Consider the following 15,010-nt stretch of genomic DNA (forward strand, 5'->3'; position numbering starts at 1 on the left):
GTCAGTTCAGCCTGAGGCGCTCGGGCAGCATCCGCTCGGGAATGACGCGGGCGATCATGCGATCTTCCAGCGCGATCACCGAAGACACGAAGGCCTTGGCCGAGTCCTGCGCGAGGTCGGGCGCTCCCTGCATCAGCTCGGGCGAGACCGAGAGGATGTCCGACACGGCATCGACCAGGAGGCCGAAGGTCTGGTCCTCGGCCTGAACGACGATGATGACGTGACGCGGCGTCGGCTCGTCCACATGCAGGCCGAGCCGGGCCGCCAGATTGACCACGGGCAGCACCGTGCCGCGCAGGTTGATGACGCCCATGATGTAATGGGGGGCGTGGGGGAGGGTGGTGGCTGGCGTCCAGCCCCGGATTTCGCGCACCGCCTTGATGTCGACGCAGAATTCCTGAGGACCGACGCGGAAGGCCACCATCTCGACGCCGTAGCCGATGGATTTGCGGGCCGTGTTCGACATGAATGCTTACTCCGCCGCGACGTTGTCGATACCGAAGATGAAATTGTCGAGCGTCCGGTCACCCGCGATGGCATCGACATCGACGATCAGCGCCACGCGCCCCTCGCCGGAGATCGTCGCGGCCGAGATACCCGGCACGGGACGGTAGTTCTTTTCCAGGCTCTTGATCACGACCTGCCGCTGGCCCCGGATGTCGTCCACCAGGAGCGCCACCCGCCGGTTGTTGTCGCAATCCACAAGGATGGCGACGGAGGTCAGCGGATCCACCGGCTCCGTGCGGTAGCCGAGCGCAACGCCCACATCGATCAGGGGGACGATCTGGTCACGCACGTGAACCGCGCGGCCCTGGCCGACCAGCTGAAGGTCTTCCGGCTGGGGCCGGAAGGTGAAGACGATGGCGCTCAGCGGCACCACCAGCGTTTCGTCCTCCACCCGCACGATCATGCCGTCGAGCACGGCCAGCGTCAGCGGCAGGCTCATGGTGAAGGAGGAGCCGAGGCCGGGGCGCGAGGAGATGGACAAGCGTCCGCCCAGCGCCTCGATCGAGGACTTCACGACGTCCATGCCGACGCCGCGGCCGGAAATCGCCGAAACGGTGGTGGCCGTGGAGAAGCCCGGCAGCATCACGAGTTGGTCCGTTTCCTCGTCCGACAGAACCGCGTCGGCCGGGATGAGGCCCTTGTCGATCGCGATCTGGCGCACCTTGGGGCGGTTGATGCCGCCGCCATTGTCGGAGATCTCGATGATGATGCGGCCCGAGCGATGGGCGGCCGAGAGCGTCACCGTGCCTTCGGCCGGCTTGCCCTTGGCCACGCGATCCTCGGGCTTTTCCAAGCCATGGTCGATCGCGTTGCGGATCATGTGCGTCAGCGGGTCGGACAGGCGTTCCACCACGGTCTTGTCGACCTCGGTGTTCTCGCCATGGGTGATGAAGTTGACCTTCTTGCCTGTGGCGGAGGCGGTTTCGCGCACGAGGCGTGGCATCCGCTGGAAGACCGACTTCACCGGCTGGGCGCGCACGGCCATCACGCTGTCCTGCAGCGTTCGGGTCAGGCGGTCCAGTTCCTCGATCGAGCTGACGACCTCGGAGCCGGTGGGAAGCCCGGCTTCCTCGACCTTCTGGGCCAGCATGGTCTGAGTGGTGACGAGTTCGCCCACGAGGTCGATCAGCTTGTCGACCCGGTGCAATTCGACGCGAATGACGACGGCGGGCGCTTCGGCCTCGCCCTTGTTGCCGGCCTTGTCCTTTTCCTCCTTGCCCTCGGCTTTCGCGGGCTCAGAGGCTTCGGGGGCCGGCTTCAGAGAGGGGAGGGGGGAGCCCTCCGCCTGACCGGTGGTCTGACCCTCGGCGGGCTCGGTCGAAATCTCGCTCTGGAGACGCGCCAGGAGATCGGCGACCGACAGGCCGCCCGCATCGTCATCGCCCATTGCCGAAAAATCAGGCATCGCGCCGCCGCGCGCCTTGATCTCGAGATCGCAGTCCCATTCGGCGAATTCGAAGATTTCGCGAACCTTCGCCTCGCTGGCATTCTCGCCGTCGAGTTCGATCTCGAAGGCGAGATAGGCGCCCTCGGGGTCGATCGTGTCGAGCATCGGCACATCCGACGTGTCGCAGCGCACGACGGCCTCGCCGAGTGCCGCGACTTCGCGCAGGAGCACGGCGGCCTCGTTGGCCTTGGCGTAGAGATCCTTGCGCGGGCGGAAGGAGATGCGAACCGCCGGGCCGCCTTCGTCGGCGTCCAGGGCCGGCGCGTCGCCGAAGCCCATCGCGCTCCAGTCCATCGCCACCGGCGTGAACTCGAAATCCGCCAAGCTCAGGCCGCCGTCTTCGTCCGCGCCGTCCTCGGCCGCCGAATGGCCGCCCTTGGGGCCGCCGATCAGCGTTTCGAGTTCGACGATCAGCTCCTTAGAGCGCTCCTGGTCGCCATCGCCGCCGTCGCGGCCGGCGGCCACGAGATCGCGCAGATGGTCGGCCGAGCGGAGCATGACCGGCATGACCGTGTCGTCGGCCGCCAGACGGTGCGAGCGGACCTCGTCGAGAACGGTTTCGAACGTGTGGGCGAACTTGACCAGCTTGTGCAGGTCGAACGCGCCCGCGCCGCCCTTGATCGAGTGCACCGCGCGGAAGACGCGGTTCACCGTGTCGTCGTCGGTCTCGCCGCCTTCCATGGCGGTGAGGCCGTCTTCCAGCTCCTGAAGCTGGTCGTCGCATTCCTGAAAGAAGACGACTCTGATTTCGTCGAGTGCGCTCATGGGCGGATGGTCCTCAGGCGACGACGCGATTGATGGCGGCGATCAGCCGGGCGGGATCGAACGGCTTGACGATCCAGCCCGTGGCGCCGGCGTTGCGGGCGCGGTCCTTCTTGGCTGTGTCGCTTTCCGTGGTGAGGACGATGATCGGGATCGCCCGTTTGGTGGCATCGACGCGCACGGCCTCGATGAATTCCAGCCCGTTCATCCGGGGCATGTTGATGTCGGTGATGATGGCGTCGGGCTCGCTTGCGCCCAACACCTCCAGCCCGTGCAGCCCGTCCTCGGCCTGGATGACGGTGAAGCCGGCCGGCTCCAGGGCCGAGCGCAGCAGCTCGCGCATGGTGCGCGAGTCGTCGATGGTCAGGATGGTCTTGCCCATCACGCGGCCTCCCTTTCAAACAACTCGTCGCAGCTGAGGCCCATGAGGGCGAGATCGCGCTGGAAGGCCTCGGAACTGTCCGACAGACGAATGGGAACGCCGTCCGCGCCCCAGGTGCGCCCAGCCGAGATCAGGAGCTGGAGACACTGGCCGCCCAGGCGCTTCACGGCGCTGGCGTCGAGAGCCAGCGGCGCGCCGCGATGGGCGAGAAGCGTGCCGTGCAGGCCGCTCGCCGCCGTGATGTCGAGCACCGCCGGCAGGGCGCAGACGACCTCGCCTTCCACCGGCGCGCTCGCCTCGGCCATCATGGCCAGGACGAAGTCGGGCAGCGCGTCTCCGGCCGTGGCCGGCTCGTCGCGGGCTTCGGGCTCGTCGCCGGTCTCCGGCTCGGCGTTCTCGGCGCTTGCGGCGCTGGCCGCCAGCGTCTCGTCGGCCGTCTCGTCGTCGCTCCCGCCGTCTTCGGCCATATCAGCCATGGCGAGCGGCTCGATCTCGGCAGCGGCGTTCGGCTCGTCTTCGAGGGCTTCGGTCTCGCCGAGTTCCAGGGTCGCGGGCTCGAGCGACACGATCTCGCTTTCGCTCTCCACCGCTTCAATCTCGTCCGCTTCGCTCTCGTTCGCCGCATTCTCGGCGGACTCAGCGCTCGGCTCGGCCATCTCGGGCGGGGCGAGGTCGGCGGGCTCAGGCTCGCCTGTCTCGTCCGTGTCGGCCATCGCCGCTTCGCTCGCCGCCATCATGGCGAGGATTTCAGGCGGCAGGGCGACCACGAGTTCGTCCTGGGGAGCCGGCGCGGCGGCCTTCGGTCCGGTGTTCGTCTGGTTCGAACCCATCAAAATTCCTCCCAACCCATATCTTCGGCCGCAGCTGCGGCGGCGGGCGCTGCGGCGACTGCCGAGGCGGCCATGGCGACAAGCGCGGGCTTGGCCACCGGCGCGGCTTCAACCGGGCGCGACGCGGGCGCGGCGTGCGCCTTCGGCGCGGTCTTCATGGCGGCGGAGAGCGAGCGAAGCTGGGCGACAGCGCCATTGGTTCCATCGACGCGGAACGAGGACACGAGGCGGCCGAGCTCTTCGGTCTCGCTGCGCAGCGACAGCGTGGCGGCGGTGGTTTCCTCCACCATCGCGGCGTTCTGCTGCGTCACGCGGTCCATCTTGTTCACGGCGTCGTTGACGTCGGCGATACCGATCGACTGTTCGCGCGCCGAGCCGGCGATCTCCTGCACCAGCGCGTCGATCTGCGTGACCTGCGCGGCGATGCGGGTGAGCACCTCGCCCGAGCGGTTGACGAGATCCACGCCGTTGCCGACATGGCCGGACGAGGCGCTGATCAGCGTCTTGATTTCCTTGGCCGCTTCCGACGAGCGCTGGGCGAGCGCGCGCACTTCGAGCGCCACCACCGCAAAGCCACGGCCGGCGTCGCCCGCGCGGGCCGCCTCGACGCCGGCGTTCAGCGCCAGAAGGTTGGTCTGGAAGGCGATCTCGTCGATCACGCCGATGATGCGGGCGATCTGCTGCGAGGACTTCTGGATGGAGTTCATCGCCTCCACCGCCTCGCGCATGACCTCGCCCGAGCGCTCCGTATCCTGGCGGGCGACCGCCACGGAGGAGGCGACGGAGGCCGCGTTTTCGGCCGCGTGCTTCACGGTCGCGGTGATCTCGTCCAGCGCCGAAGCCGTCTTGTCGAGGCTGGCGGCCTGCTGCTCGGTGCGGCGCGACAGGTCGTCGGCCGCATGGCCGATCTCGCTCGTGCCGTTGGAGATGGAGGAGACGGACTGCGTGACGCGGCCCACCATGTCGTGCAGGTGGTTGACGGCGGCGTTGAACTCGTCGCGCAGCTTGATGTAGCGCGAGGGGAACTCGCCTTCGATGCGGCAGGTGAGGTCGCCGGCCGACAGGCGCGTCAGCGCGTCCTGCAACGTGCCGGTCACGAGGGTTTGTTCATCGACGATGCGCTGGCGCTCGGCCGTCGCTTCCGAGGCCTTGGTCTCGGCCTCCGCGCGCACCGAGCCGATCTGGGTTTCGAGCGTGGCGGCCTTCTGGCGTACGCCGCGCAGCGTTTCGCCGAGCTGGGCGATCGTGCCGATCTCGTCGCCGCGCGAGGCCGCGCCGATCACGACATCCGTTTCGCCATCGGCGAGGCGCTTCATCTCGTCGGCCGTGCGGCGCAGCGGCGAGGCGACGCCACGCATGAGGAGACCGCAGGACAGCGCGGCGAGCGCGAGCGGCAGGCCGAGCGCGAAGGGGAAGGTCAGGCCATAGGTGGCGCGCGCTTCCTCGCGGCGCGTTCCGGCGGCGCTCAGCGCCGCATCGTCGCCGTCGCTCAGCGTGCGGGCGAGGGCGATCATCGGGGCGGCGTCGGGCGCGGTCTGCACGGCCGGCAAGGCCAGCTCCGCGCGCGTCTTGGGCGAAACCGCAGCCGGGGCCGGAGCCGCAGACAGGGCGTGTTCCACATCGGCGCGGAAGTCGGCGTCGAGCGTCTTCAGGCGTTCCAGACGGGCCGCGTCGGTCGCGCTTTCGAATCGGCCCTGAAGCGCGCCGACCGCGCTGCCGAGCTCGACACCCGCGCTCTTGAAGGCGGTGGCCGCCTCATTGCCGGGCTGCTGGAGAAGCGTGAGTGCCGCGGTGCTGCGCGCCAGAACGGCGCGTTCCAGAGCGTCGGTGGCACGGGCGCGGTCCAGCAGAGCGTCGTAGGCGGCATTTGCGGCCTGCGAGTCCTTCACGCTCTGATGAATGGCCGCGCCGCCCATGCCGAAGCCCGCCGTCGTCACAGCGAAGGCAAGAAGGAGCTTGCGCGAGGTGGGGAAGTTCTTGAACGCGAGCATGACGTCTCCGGAGCAGGCGCGTGCGGCGACCGCGATTGGCGAAACGGGCTGAACGAACGGAGCGGTGCTGAACCTGGCATCGGCGACCCGTCACCTGGGAAAGGTGGAGGAGGCCGAGCGTCCGGGCGCCGGCCGGTTCGCCGATCGCATCCAGCACGGACCGATCGTCTTCGCTCGATTTGTAACGAGTGAAACGATAAGATTGTGTTGAGTAGCAAATGGATATCGAAGCAAGCATTTATTAATATTGATGCATCGGTAACCTCCGGCACCCTCCCTTGGTCTGCGATGGGAAGGTTTGGTTGCGGTGCTCCCTAGAGTCTCTTTGTCATGAAGGCTTCGAGTGCGGGTGAAAAATGCTTTGTTCACCTTGTGGACTCAGTTGTCAGGCTGGCCGATGGATTTAACGGCTGCGAAATCTGTTTCAGACATTTTGTTCTTGTCCGAAAGCGAGGTCGTGTCGCGATGTCTTCTTCTGAAAATGCCTTCGCCCTGTCAGGCTCTTGTGAGTTGTCTCGTCTTGGCGAGTTGCAAGGAGAGCTTCTCGATTTCGCCCGTCGCCATCCCGAAGGTCCGGTTCATCTCGACCTGACGGCGGTGGATCGGGGGGACGTGGGTCTGGTTCAGTTCCTTGTGAGCTTCCAGGCTTCGATGTCCGCCAAGGGGCGCAGCTTGACGCTCGCCCTGTCCGACTCGGTCGAGCAGCTGTTTCAGCGCGCCGGGGTCGTCGTGCCAGGCCGTTGAGCCGGCATTCTCCTTTCCTCCCGAACGTTCAATCCCGTACCCAGAAAGGTGCAGTCCGTGACCAAGTCCGTCCTTTGCGTCGATGACTCCGCCAGTATCCGTCAGATGGTGTCCTTCACCCTCGAAAGTGCAGGCTACGCGCCCGACACGGCCGTGGATGGCGCCGACGCGCTGACGAAGCTGGACCAGAACAAGTATCAGCTCATCATCACCGACCTGAACATGCCCAATCTCGATGGGATCGGCATGATCAAGAAAGTGCGCGAAATGCCCCAGCACGCCGGCGTTCCGATCGTGATGCTCACGACCGAATCCGACGAGGGCAAGAAGCAGGAAGGCAAAGCGGCCGGCGCCACCGGCTGGATCGTCAAGCCGTTCGACCAGACGAAGCTCGTCGCCGTCGTCAACAAGCTGATCGGAGCCTGATGTCCATGGGCGGCGATATGCTCGAAGTATTCCTCAATGAAGCGCGTGATCTTCTGGAACAGCTCGAAGCAGCGCTGCTCGATCTGGAAAGCAGGCCCACCGACCGCGAGCTGATCAACACCACTTTCCGCGCCCTTCACACGCTGAAGGGTTCGGGTGGCATGTTCGGCCCGCCGGCCATGGCGGCGTTTGCGCATGAGCTGGAAAACGCCTTCGAGAAGGTGCGTCAGGACAAGGCTCCGGTCACCCCGCAGCTCGTCAGCCTCCTTCTTCAGTCGGCCGACCAGATCCGCAAGCTCTTGTTCGAAAGCGACGGCGACCATTCGGCCGAAAGCCGTCGCCTCGCCGACGCGCTGCTGGCGGAAGTCGCTGAAGCGCCGGGCGCGGGCGCTGTGTCCGCTGCCGCCCCCCAGGCCGCAGCCCCGGTGGCCGCCAGCGCCAAGGCGATGCAGCGCTTCCGCATCCGTCTTCAGTTCGAGCGCAACGCGCTGGCCTTCGGCACCAATCCGCTGGCGCTTCTCGATGAGCTGCGCGATCTCGGCGAGCTGAAGGTGACGGGCGTTCTGTCCGGCGTGCCCGTGCTCGAAGAGCTGGTGCCGACCGACCTCTACATCAGCTGGGAGATGGAGCTGGTCACCTCGCAAGGCCGCTCGGCGATCGACGACGTGTTCATCTTCGTGGACGGCCCGGACGCGGTTCGTGTCGACGAGCTGAGCGACGAAGCGCAGAGCGTCGAGCCGGTTGCCGCTCCGGCCGCCGCGCCCGTAGTCGCGGCTGCGCCGGCTCCGGTTGTCGCCGCGCCGCCGCCTGCCGCCGCCCCTGCGGCTCCCAAAGCCGCCGTCGCGCCCGCTGCCAAGCCCGCCAAGGCGGACGAAGCCAAGGCCGCTGTGGCGGAAGCCAATGTGCGTGTTTCGGCTTCGCGCCTCGACATGCTTCTCGATCAGGTCGGCGAACTCGTGATCGCCCAGGCCCGCCTGTCGGCCTTGGCGCGCAACCGCCACGATCCCGTTCTCACCACCGTTGCCGAAGAAATCGAACGCTTGTCCTCGGACCTGCGCGACTCGGCCATGGGCATGCGCATGGTGCCGATCGAAACCCTGTTCGGCCGCTATCGCCGCGTCGTGCGCGATATCTCGTCGGATCTGGGCAAGGATATCGACCTTCAGTTCTCCGGCGAGGAGACCGAGCTGGACAAGACCGTGCTCGACCGCCTCGGCGATCCCATGGTCCACATCATCCGCAATAGCTGCGACCACGGCATCGAGTCGGCCGAGCGCCGCGAGGCGGCCGGCAAGACCAAGCGCGGCCTCCTGCGCCTGTCGGCCCGCCAGGCAGGCACCGAAGTCGTGATCACGATCGAGGATGACGGCGCCGGCCTCAACCGCACGCGCATCCTGGAAAAGGCGCATGCGGCCGGCATCGTGCCGGAAGGCGTGATCCCGCCCGATCGTGAGATCGACGAGCTGATCTTCCATCCCGGCCTCTCCACGGCCGCCGCCGTCTCCAACCTGTCGGGCCGGGGCGTGGGCATGGACGTGGTGCGACGCACAATCAACGAGCTGCACGGCACGATCGAGATCGACTCGCGGCCGGGCGAGGGCACGCGCTTCATGCTGCGCCTGCCGCTGACGCTCGCCATCATCGACGGCCTCCAGGTCGCGATCGGCGATGCCCAGTGCATCCTGCCGCTGACCAGCGTCGAGGAATGCGTGGAACTCGCCGCCGTCGAATCGCGGGCCTCGGGTGGTCGCAACTTCGTCGACATTCGCGGAACGCTCGTTCCGCTTCTGTGGATGAACGAAGTGTTCGGCACGAGCGAGCGTGGCTCGATCGTGGTCGTCACCGAAAACGACTCCGGCAAGCTCGGCGTCGTCGTGGATCAGGTCGTGGGCCAGCACCAGACGGTTATCAAGCCGCTCTCGCCGCTCCATGCCAAGACGCCCGGCCTTGTCGGCGCGACGATCCTGGGTGACGGCGCCGTGGCGCTCATCCTCGACGTGAATCCCCTTGCCCGGTTCGTGGCCCAGCCCCGCGCCGACCGCATCGCCGCCTGACGGAGCGCTCCCATGTCGCAGATCACCGAATCCGCCGATCCGTCCCTGCAGGACTATCTGACCGTCGCCCTCGGCAACGATCTCTTCGGGATCAAGGTTGCCCTGGTGCACGAGGTCCTCGATCCCCCCGCCATGACGCGCGTTCCCAACGCGCCGTCCTTTGCGCCGGGCCTCATCAACGTGCGCGGCAATGTCCTGCCGCTCATCGATCTTCGCAACCGCTTCGGCATGGAGCCCACCGAAGACACCGAGACGAGCCGCGTGATCGTCTCGGAGGTCTCCTCCTCGGGCGAGACCTTCCATGTCGGCATCAAGACCGACGCGGTGTTCGAGGTCATTCATGTGCGCACCGGCGAGGTGGAAGCCATGCCGGAGTACGGCACGCGCTGGCCGAGCCGCTATCTCGACGGCGTGGTGCGCCAGGATGACCGCTTCGTGGTGCTGCTCGATGTCGAGCGGCTTCTCGAAGACGCCTGAACCCGCCCCACCCCTTCCATCCAGCGCCGAGCCGAACCTACAGGGATGAGAGCATGAACACGCCCTTCCAGTCCTCCCGTTTCGAAGACGAGGATGTCGACGGCAACAACGAGATGCTGACCTTCCAGCTCGGCTCGGCGGCCTTTGCCGTCAACGTGCGCCAGGTCCGCGAGGTTCTCGATCACAAGCCGATCCAGCGCATGGCCAATGCGCCGGCGAGCCTTCTGGGCATGATCGACGTGCGCGGCGTCGGCGTGCCGGTGGTCGATCTCAAGCGGCGGCTCGCCATGCCGCCGAGCGAGGATCGCGAGGTCGGACCCGAAACCCGCATCGTCGTTCTCGAGTTCGAGACCGACGAACATCTGCACACGCTGGCCGTCATCGCGGACGCCGTGCATGAAGTCGCCGATATGTCGGACCAGACGCTGGAAGCGCCGCCCCATGTCGGCGAAGCCTGGAGCAACGATTTCGTTCAAGGGCTCGGGCGTCGGGGCGACTCGTTCCTGACCCTTCTCAAGGTCGAAAAGCTCTTTGGCGCCTCCGATCGTGCTCTCCTCATGGCACAGGCGGCCTGACCCCATGCAAGGCGCTGCTCGTAATCAAAACTTTCTCGATCCGGCGCCTGAAGCGATTCCCCAGTGGACTCGCGTCGAGCTGGGCGATCGTGCCTTCGAAGCCCTGGTCCGCCTCGTTCACGAGCATTGCGGCATCACGCTTTCGACCGTGAAGAAGACCATGCTGGAGACCCGGCTGCGCCGGCGCCTCCATGCCAATGGCCTCGACAATTTCGACGATTACGTCGCGCTTCTGCGCTCGCCCACCGAGCGCGCCAAGGAGTTGCAGAACTTCGTCGATACGGTGGTCACCAACGAGACCTCGTTCTTTCGCGAACGGGCGCATTTCGACCATCTCGACGCCGCCGAACTGGACCGGCTCTTGGCCAATGCCGGTACGCGCCAGCTGCGCGCCTGGAGCGCGGCCTGCTCGTCGGGGCAGGAGGTCTACACGCTCGCCATGGTTCTGGACGCAGCGTCCGACGGGGCGACCAAGTGGGACTGGCAGATCCTGGCGACCGACATCTCGGTCAAGGTTCTGACCGCCGCGCGCGAGGCGATCTACCGCGCCGAGGACGTCGCCAGCGTGCCGCCGGCCCTGCGGGACCGCTATGTCCTGCGCGCCCGCGATCCGCAGAGCGAAGCCGTGCGCATGGCCCCGGAACTGCGCTCGCGCGTTCAGTTCGGCCAGCTCAACCTGATGCATAGCGAATACCACGTGAAGACGAAGATGGACCTCATCTTCCTTCGCAACGTGCTCATCTATTTCGAGCCGAAGACCCAGGAAGCGGTGGTGGCGAAGCTGTGCCGCCACTTGCGCCCCGGCGGCCTTCTGTTCCTGGGCCATTCCGACACGACCCGTTCGGGCAGCCTGCCGCTGCGGCTCATTCGCGGCAATATCTATCAGCGTCTGGAGGACTGATTGCCATGAAGCCTATTCGCGTCCTCATCGTCGATGACAGCGCCAGCGTCCGTCAGGTCCTCTCCGAGATCGTCGCGGCCGAGCCCGACATGGAGGTTCTGGGCACCGCCTCCAACCCCTATTTCGCCGCCGAGCGGATGCGCGACGAAGTGCCCGATGTCATCATCTGCGACATCGAAATGCCCCGCATGGACGGCATCACCTTCGTCCAGAAGCTGATGAGCCAGCGGCCGATCCCGGTCGTGATCTGCTCCTCGCTGGCCGAGGCGGGCTCCAAGATGGCGCTTCAGGCGCTGGAAGCGGGCGCCGTCGAGATCATCGCCAAGCCCAAGATGGGCACGCCGCAATTCCTTCTGGAATCGCGCACCCGCATCGCCGACGCCGTGCGCGCCGCCTCGCACGCCACGGTTCGCTCGCGCCGCGCGCCGGCCAAGCCGCTCGTCCCGCAGGAGAAGCTGACGGCCGACGCCGTGCTGCCGCCCTCCAATGGCCGCCCGATCGACCGCACGACCGACAAGGTCGTGGTGATCGGCGCCTCCACCGGGGGAACCGAGGCGCTGCGCCGCATTCTGGAAGCGCTGCCGGCCGACGCGCCGGGCATCGCCATCGTTCAGCATATGCCGGCCGGCTTCACCTCCGCCTTCGCCAAGCGTCTCGACGGCCTGTGCCAGATCGAGGTGCGCGAAGCGGTGACGGGCGATCGTCTCATGCCCGGCCTCGCGCTGATCGCGCCTGGCAACCAGCATCTTCTGCTTCAGCGCTCGGGCGCGCAGTACCATGTCGAGGTGCGCGACGGCCCGCTCGTGACGCGCCATCGCCCGTCGGTGGACGTCCTGTTCCGATCCGCCGCCCGCTCGGCCGGCGCCAACGCGCTCGGCATCATCATGACGGGCATGGGCGACGACGGCGCCAAGGGGCTTCTGGAACTGCGCCAGACCGGCGCGCACACGCTCGGCCAGGACGAAGCCACCTGCATCGTCTACGGCATGCCCAAGGAGGCCATGAAGGCCGGCGCGGTGGAGCACGAGCTTCCGCTCGATCGCATCCCCTCCGAGATCGTGCGCTTCGGCCATGATCAGATGTCCCGTCCGGCGGCTCGCGCCGCTCAAGGACGGTGAGCCGATCATGGCTCGCACCGCCCCGTCCCCCGCCTCTCGCGATCTCGATGAAGCCATGTTGACCGAAACTCAAACCTCTTCGCTCCGCGAGCTTCTCGCCCTCGTTCACCAGTGGAACGTCTCGTCGGAAGCCGTGTATCTCGGTGCCGGCAACGATCTCCAGACGCTGCACCGGCGCATCGGCACCGTGCGCGACTCGATCCGTCAGGCCACCGAAGCCGTGTCCTCCAACGAGGGCGATAAGGTCGAGACGCTGCTCGGCGAGGCCGCGTCTTCGGCGGGTCAGCTCGAGACCCTGGCCGGCGAGCGCTCGCGCGTGCTGCGCGTTCTGGCCGAAGGCGTCACGCGCGCCTCGGAAGGGGCGTCCGCCGTCGCGCTCGTGTTCCGCCTTCTCGACTATGTCGTGCTCGTCGCGCGCACCCATGTCGAGGGCATGACGCAGGCGCGCGACGTGCTCGTGCCCTTCACCGAGCATGTTCATGAACTCGTCGGATCGGGCCAGACGGTCGCCCGCGCGCTCGACGCGCGCGTTCGCACCGTGCAGGGCCATATCGCCGAAAGCCGCGCCATCGACGCGCGCGTCGGCGGCCGGGCCATGCTGGGCGAGGCGAGCCTCGCCTTCCAGTTCCGCTCGCTGAACCGCCGCCTGTCGCAGGAGCGCGACTCGGCCGCCACCAGCCGCGAGGCGGCGCACCGCTCCTTCTCGGTCATCCGAGACGCGGTCGGCGGTATCGTCATGGGTTTGCAGTTCCACGACATCGCGCGCCAGCGTCTGGAGCACACGATCACCAATCTGGAGCGCCTGTTCCTTCTGGCCGAAACCGGGCAGCTGACGCATGACAGCGCGCCGATGGAAGGCCGCTCGCGCACCACGGCGCTGCGTCGCATCGCGGAGCTGGAAATCGCCCAGCTGTCGAGCCTGACCGAACTCTACGACACCAAGATGGGCGAGGTTCACGCCAATCTGGACGTTCTCGCCGGCGAAATCGTCGAGAGCGACCGCATCCTGTCCTCGCTCTTCTCCGAGGATGTCGGCAAGGCGGGCAAAAGCGCCATCGCGGTTCTGGAAGCGGAAGCCACCAAGGTGCGCGAGCGCTTCGAGCGCGGCGAGGACGACCGGCGCCAGCTCGACGCTTCGCTGCACGAATGCGTCGAAGCCGCCGGCCCGCTGATCTCGATGACGGACGAGCTGGCCTCGCTGGAGCACACGCTGCGCCTGGCCGGCTTCAATGCCGCCGTGCGCGCCGCCCATGTGGACTCCGGCGACGAGACGATCGGCTATATCGCCCGCGAAATCCGCGAACAGGCGACCGTCGCCAAGACACAGGCCGATCTCGTACGCGAAGGCATCGAGATGGCCGTTTCGGCGACGGGCGAGCTGGAAGGCACGATCCTGCCGCAGATCGCGGGTTTCGAGACCCAGATCGCGCAAGGCTTCGACACGGCGTCCGAAATCCTGGCGCGCATTGAGGCGGCCTGCCTTGATCGTCTGCGCGAGGCCGCGCTGAACGCGCGCGGGCTGGACGAGCGCATCCGCGCCATCGCCAGCATGATGACGCCCCATGTCGAAGGCTGCGCCCTGATGCGCCGCACGATCGCTCAGCTTCAGGCGATGCTGGTCAATCTGCCGGACGATCCGATCACGCCGGAAGAGGCGCTGCGCCTCCACTCGCTGCTCGCTGGCCAGTATACGATGGCCGAGGAGCGCGCGATCTTCGAAGCGTCCTTCCGCGGCATCGGCCTGCCCGCCTCCGCCATCTCCGCGCCTGCGCCTGCCGCCAGCGACGACATCGACGATCTTCTTTTCTGATCGCCGCCAACTGATCGCAGCGGCCGGAGGGACATCCCCTCCGGCCGTTTTCGTTTGAGCCGGAAATTATCAGCCAAAGATCGCCTTTTCCCGCTGCACGGTTTCGGCGATGAAATCGGCGACGGCCCGGATGCGGGACATTTCGCGCGCCGTCTCGTGCGTCACCAGCCAATAGTCGCGCCGGATCGTGCGCTCGGGCAGGACGCGCTCCAGCGCGGGCCGGCCGGCCGCGATGAAGCCGTGCAGAATGCCGATGCCCGCGCCCGCCGCAACTGCCTCCGTCTGGCCGAGCGCGGAGGAAATCTCGAAGCGGCTCTGCCAGTCGGGCGCCATCTCGCCGGTATAGTGAAGCGAGGAGGAGTAGACGAGATCGTCCACATGGCCGACGAGCCGGTGGCGCTTTAGATCTTCGACGCTCGAAGGCCGCCCGAACCGATCGAGATAAGACGCCGCGCCGTAAAGCCCGAGCGCGTAGGAGACGAGCCGGCGCGCGACGAGCCGCCCCTGCGCCGGCCGCTCCACGGTGATGGCGATATCGGCCTCGCGCCGCGACAGCGAGAAGGCGCGGGGCACGGGCACGAGCTGGATCGTCAGGCCCGGATGGCGCTCGGCGAGCGAGCCCAGGCGCGGCGCCAGAAAGGCGGTGCCGAAGCCATCCGGCGCGCCGATGCGCACGGTGCCGGAGAGATGCGCTTCCGCCCCTTCCAGCGCGGCGCGCGCGCCTTGCATCTCGGCCTCCATCCGCTCGGCCGCCGCCAGGAAGCCCGCGCCCTCGCGCGTCACCTCGCAGCCCGTCGGGCGGCGGTCGAAGAGCTTCACCCCGAGCGCGTCCTCCAGCGCATCCAGCCGCCGGCCGACCGTCGCATGGTTCAGCCCCAGCCGGCGGGAAGCGGCCAGAATCTGCCCCGCTCGCGCCACGGCCAGAAAGATTCGCACATCGTCCCAGTTCATCGCCGCCCCGACGTGCATCAATCCACGCACAATGG

Annotated in this window: 14 protein-coding genes; 8 read left to right on the forward strand and 6 right to left on the reverse strand. The window is 67.2% G+C overall.

The window, feature by feature from the left end; genetic code table 11:
• Position 1: 1 nt before the first annotated feature.
• From AUL28_RS02375 to AUL28_RS02395, 5 genes are read right to left on the reverse strand one after another with little or no spacing between them, the layout of a single operon-like run.
• On the reverse strand, positions 2–466 hold the full coding sequence (locus tag AUL28_RS02375) for a chemotaxis protein CheW (RefSeq protein ID WP_058598564.1): 465 nt from the start codon (positions 464–466) through the stop codon (positions 2–4).
• A gap of 6 nt (positions 467–472) precedes the next feature.
• On the reverse strand, positions 473–2,719 hold the full coding sequence (locus AUL28_RS02380; RefSeq protein WP_062230519.1) for a chemotaxis protein CheA: 2,247 nt from the start codon (positions 2,717–2,719) through the stop codon (positions 473–475).
• 13 nt (positions 2,720–2,732) lie between these two features.
• The gene (locus tag AUL28_RS02385; protein ID WP_058598566.1) at positions 2,733–3,098 is read right to left on the reverse strand and encodes a response regulator; all 366 of its coding nucleotides are present in this window, start codon (positions 3,096–3,098) and stop codon (positions 2,733–2,735) included.
• Positions 3,098–3,928, reverse strand: a complete 831-nt coding sequence (locus AUL28_RS23235) for an STAS domain-containing protein (RefSeq protein WP_244493384.1) — start codon at positions 3,926–3,928, stop codon at positions 3,098–3,100. Before AUL28_RS23235 ends, AUL28_RS02385 begins: the two co-directional genes overlap by 1 nt.
• Positions 3,928–5,919, reverse strand: coding sequence for a methyl-accepting chemotaxis protein (locus AUL28_RS02395; protein WP_062230520.1), 1,992 nt, complete (start codon positions 5,917–5,919; stop codon positions 3,928–3,930). The genes AUL28_RS23235 and AUL28_RS02395 overlap by 1 nt, the downstream gene beginning before the upstream one ends.
• Positions 5,920–6,249: 330 nt before the next feature.
• Here AUL28_RS02395 and AUL28_RS21965 point away from each other — a divergent pair, with 330 nt between their 5' ends.
• The 8 genes from AUL28_RS21965 to AUL28_RS02435 are packed head-to-tail and all read left to right on the forward strand — an operon-like array spanning position 6,250 to position 14,024.
• Complete coding sequence (locus tag AUL28_RS21965) at positions 6,250–6,663, forward strand: STAS domain-containing protein (protein ID WP_082640195.1); 414 nt, start codon at positions 6,250–6,252, stop codon at positions 6,661–6,663.
• Between the two features lie 57 nt (positions 6,664–6,720).
• Entirely contained in the window at positions 6,721–7,089 is a 369-nt protein-coding gene (locus tag AUL28_RS02405) for a response regulator (RefSeq protein WP_026358289.1), read from the forward strand.
• A 17-nt stretch (positions 7,090–7,106) separates the two neighbouring features.
• On the forward strand, positions 7,107–9,143 hold the full coding sequence (locus AUL28_RS02410) for a chemotaxis protein CheA (RefSeq protein ID WP_306302747.1): 2,037 nt from the start codon (positions 7,107–7,109) through the stop codon (positions 9,141–9,143).
• A gap of 12 nt (positions 9,144–9,155) precedes the next feature.
• Entirely contained in the window at positions 9,156–9,620 is a 465-nt protein-coding gene (locus tag AUL28_RS02415) for a chemotaxis protein CheW (RefSeq protein ID WP_058598570.1), read from the forward strand.
• 53 nt (positions 9,621–9,673) lie between these two features.
• Positions 9,674–10,195: a chemotaxis protein CheW gene (locus AUL28_RS02420; RefSeq protein WP_058598571.1), complete on the forward strand. Its 522-nt coding sequence runs from the start codon at positions 9,674–9,676 to the stop codon at positions 10,193–10,195.
• A gap of 4 nt (positions 10,196–10,199) precedes the next feature.
• Positions 10,200–11,096 carry a CheR family methyltransferase gene (locus AUL28_RS02425; RefSeq protein WP_058598572.1) on the forward strand — a complete coding sequence of 299 codons (897 nt, stop codon included), beginning with the start codon at positions 10,200–10,202 and terminating at the stop codon, positions 11,094–11,096.
• Positions 11,097–11,101: 5 nt separating this feature from the next.
• A complete protein-coding gene (locus AUL28_RS02430; protein ID WP_058598573.1) occupies positions 11,102–12,214 on the forward strand; it encodes a protein-glutamate methylesterase/protein-glutamine glutaminase in 1,113 nt (370 codons plus the stop codon).
• A gap of 7 nt (positions 12,215–12,221) precedes the next feature.
• On the forward strand, positions 12,222–14,024 hold the full coding sequence (locus AUL28_RS02435; RefSeq protein WP_156418399.1) for a hypothetical protein: 1,803 nt from the start codon (positions 12,222–12,224) through the stop codon (positions 14,022–14,024).
• A 69-nt stretch (positions 14,025–14,093) separates the two neighbouring features.
• On the opposite strand, the gene AUL28_RS02440 is transcribed toward AUL28_RS02435, so the two are convergent.
• Positions 14,094–14,975, reverse strand: a complete 882-nt coding sequence (locus tag AUL28_RS02440; protein WP_062230556.1) for a LysR family transcriptional regulator — start codon at positions 14,973–14,975, stop codon at positions 14,094–14,096.
• Positions 14,976–15,010 lie beyond the last annotated feature (35 nt).

Source organism: Aureimonas sp. N4, assembly GCF_001463925.1.
Classification (GTDB): Bacteria; Pseudomonadota; Alphaproteobacteria; order Rhizobiales; family Rhizobiaceae; genus Aureimonas; species Aureimonas ureilytica_A.

Coding starts and splice junctions, on each gene's coding strand:
- AUL28_RS02375 (WP_058598564.1), bottom strand. CDS start 466: ATGTCGAACACGGCCCGCAAATCCATCGGCTACGGCGTCGAGATGGTG.
- AUL28_RS02380 (WP_062230519.1), bottom strand. CDS start 2,719: ATGAGCGCACTCGACGAAATCAGAGTCGTCTTCTTTCAGGAATGCGAC.
- AUL28_RS02385 (WP_058598566.1), bottom strand. CDS start 3,098: ATGGGCAAGACCATCCTGACCATCGACGACTCGCGCACCATGCGCGAG.
- AUL28_RS23235 (WP_244493384.1), bottom strand. CDS start 3,928: ATGGGTTCGAACCAGACGAACACCGGACCGAAGGCCGCCGCGCCGGCT.
- AUL28_RS02395 (WP_062230520.1), bottom strand. CDS start 5,919: ATGCTCGCGTTCAAGAACTTCCCCACCTCGCGCAAGCTCCTTCTTGCC.
- AUL28_RS21965 (WP_082640195.1), top strand. CDS start 6,250: ATGAAGGCTTCGAGTGCGGGTGAAAAATGCTTTGTTCACCTTGTGGAC.
- AUL28_RS02410 (WP_306302747.1), top strand. CDS start 7,107: ATGCTCGAAGTATTCCTCAATGAAGCGCGTGATCTTCTGGAACAGCTC.
- AUL28_RS02415 (WP_058598570.1), top strand. CDS start 9,156: ATGTCGCAGATCACCGAATCCGCCGATCCGTCCCTGCAGGACTATCTG.
- AUL28_RS02420 (WP_058598571.1), top strand. CDS start 9,674: ATGAACACGCCCTTCCAGTCCTCCCGTTTCGAAGACGAGGATGTCGAC.
- AUL28_RS02425 (WP_058598572.1), top strand. CDS start 10,200: ATGCAAGGCGCTGCTCGTAATCAAAACTTTCTCGATCCGGCGCCTGAA.
- AUL28_RS02430 (WP_058598573.1), top strand. CDS start 11,102: ATGAAGCCTATTCGCGTCCTCATCGTCGATGACAGCGCCAGCGTCCGT.
- AUL28_RS02435 (WP_156418399.1), top strand. CDS start 12,222: ATGGCTCGCACCGCCCCGTCCCCCGCCTCTCGCGATCTCGATGAAGCC.
- AUL28_RS02440 (WP_062230556.1), bottom strand. CDS start 14,975: ATGAACTGGGACGATGTGCGAATCTTTCTGGCCGTGGCGCGAGCGGGG.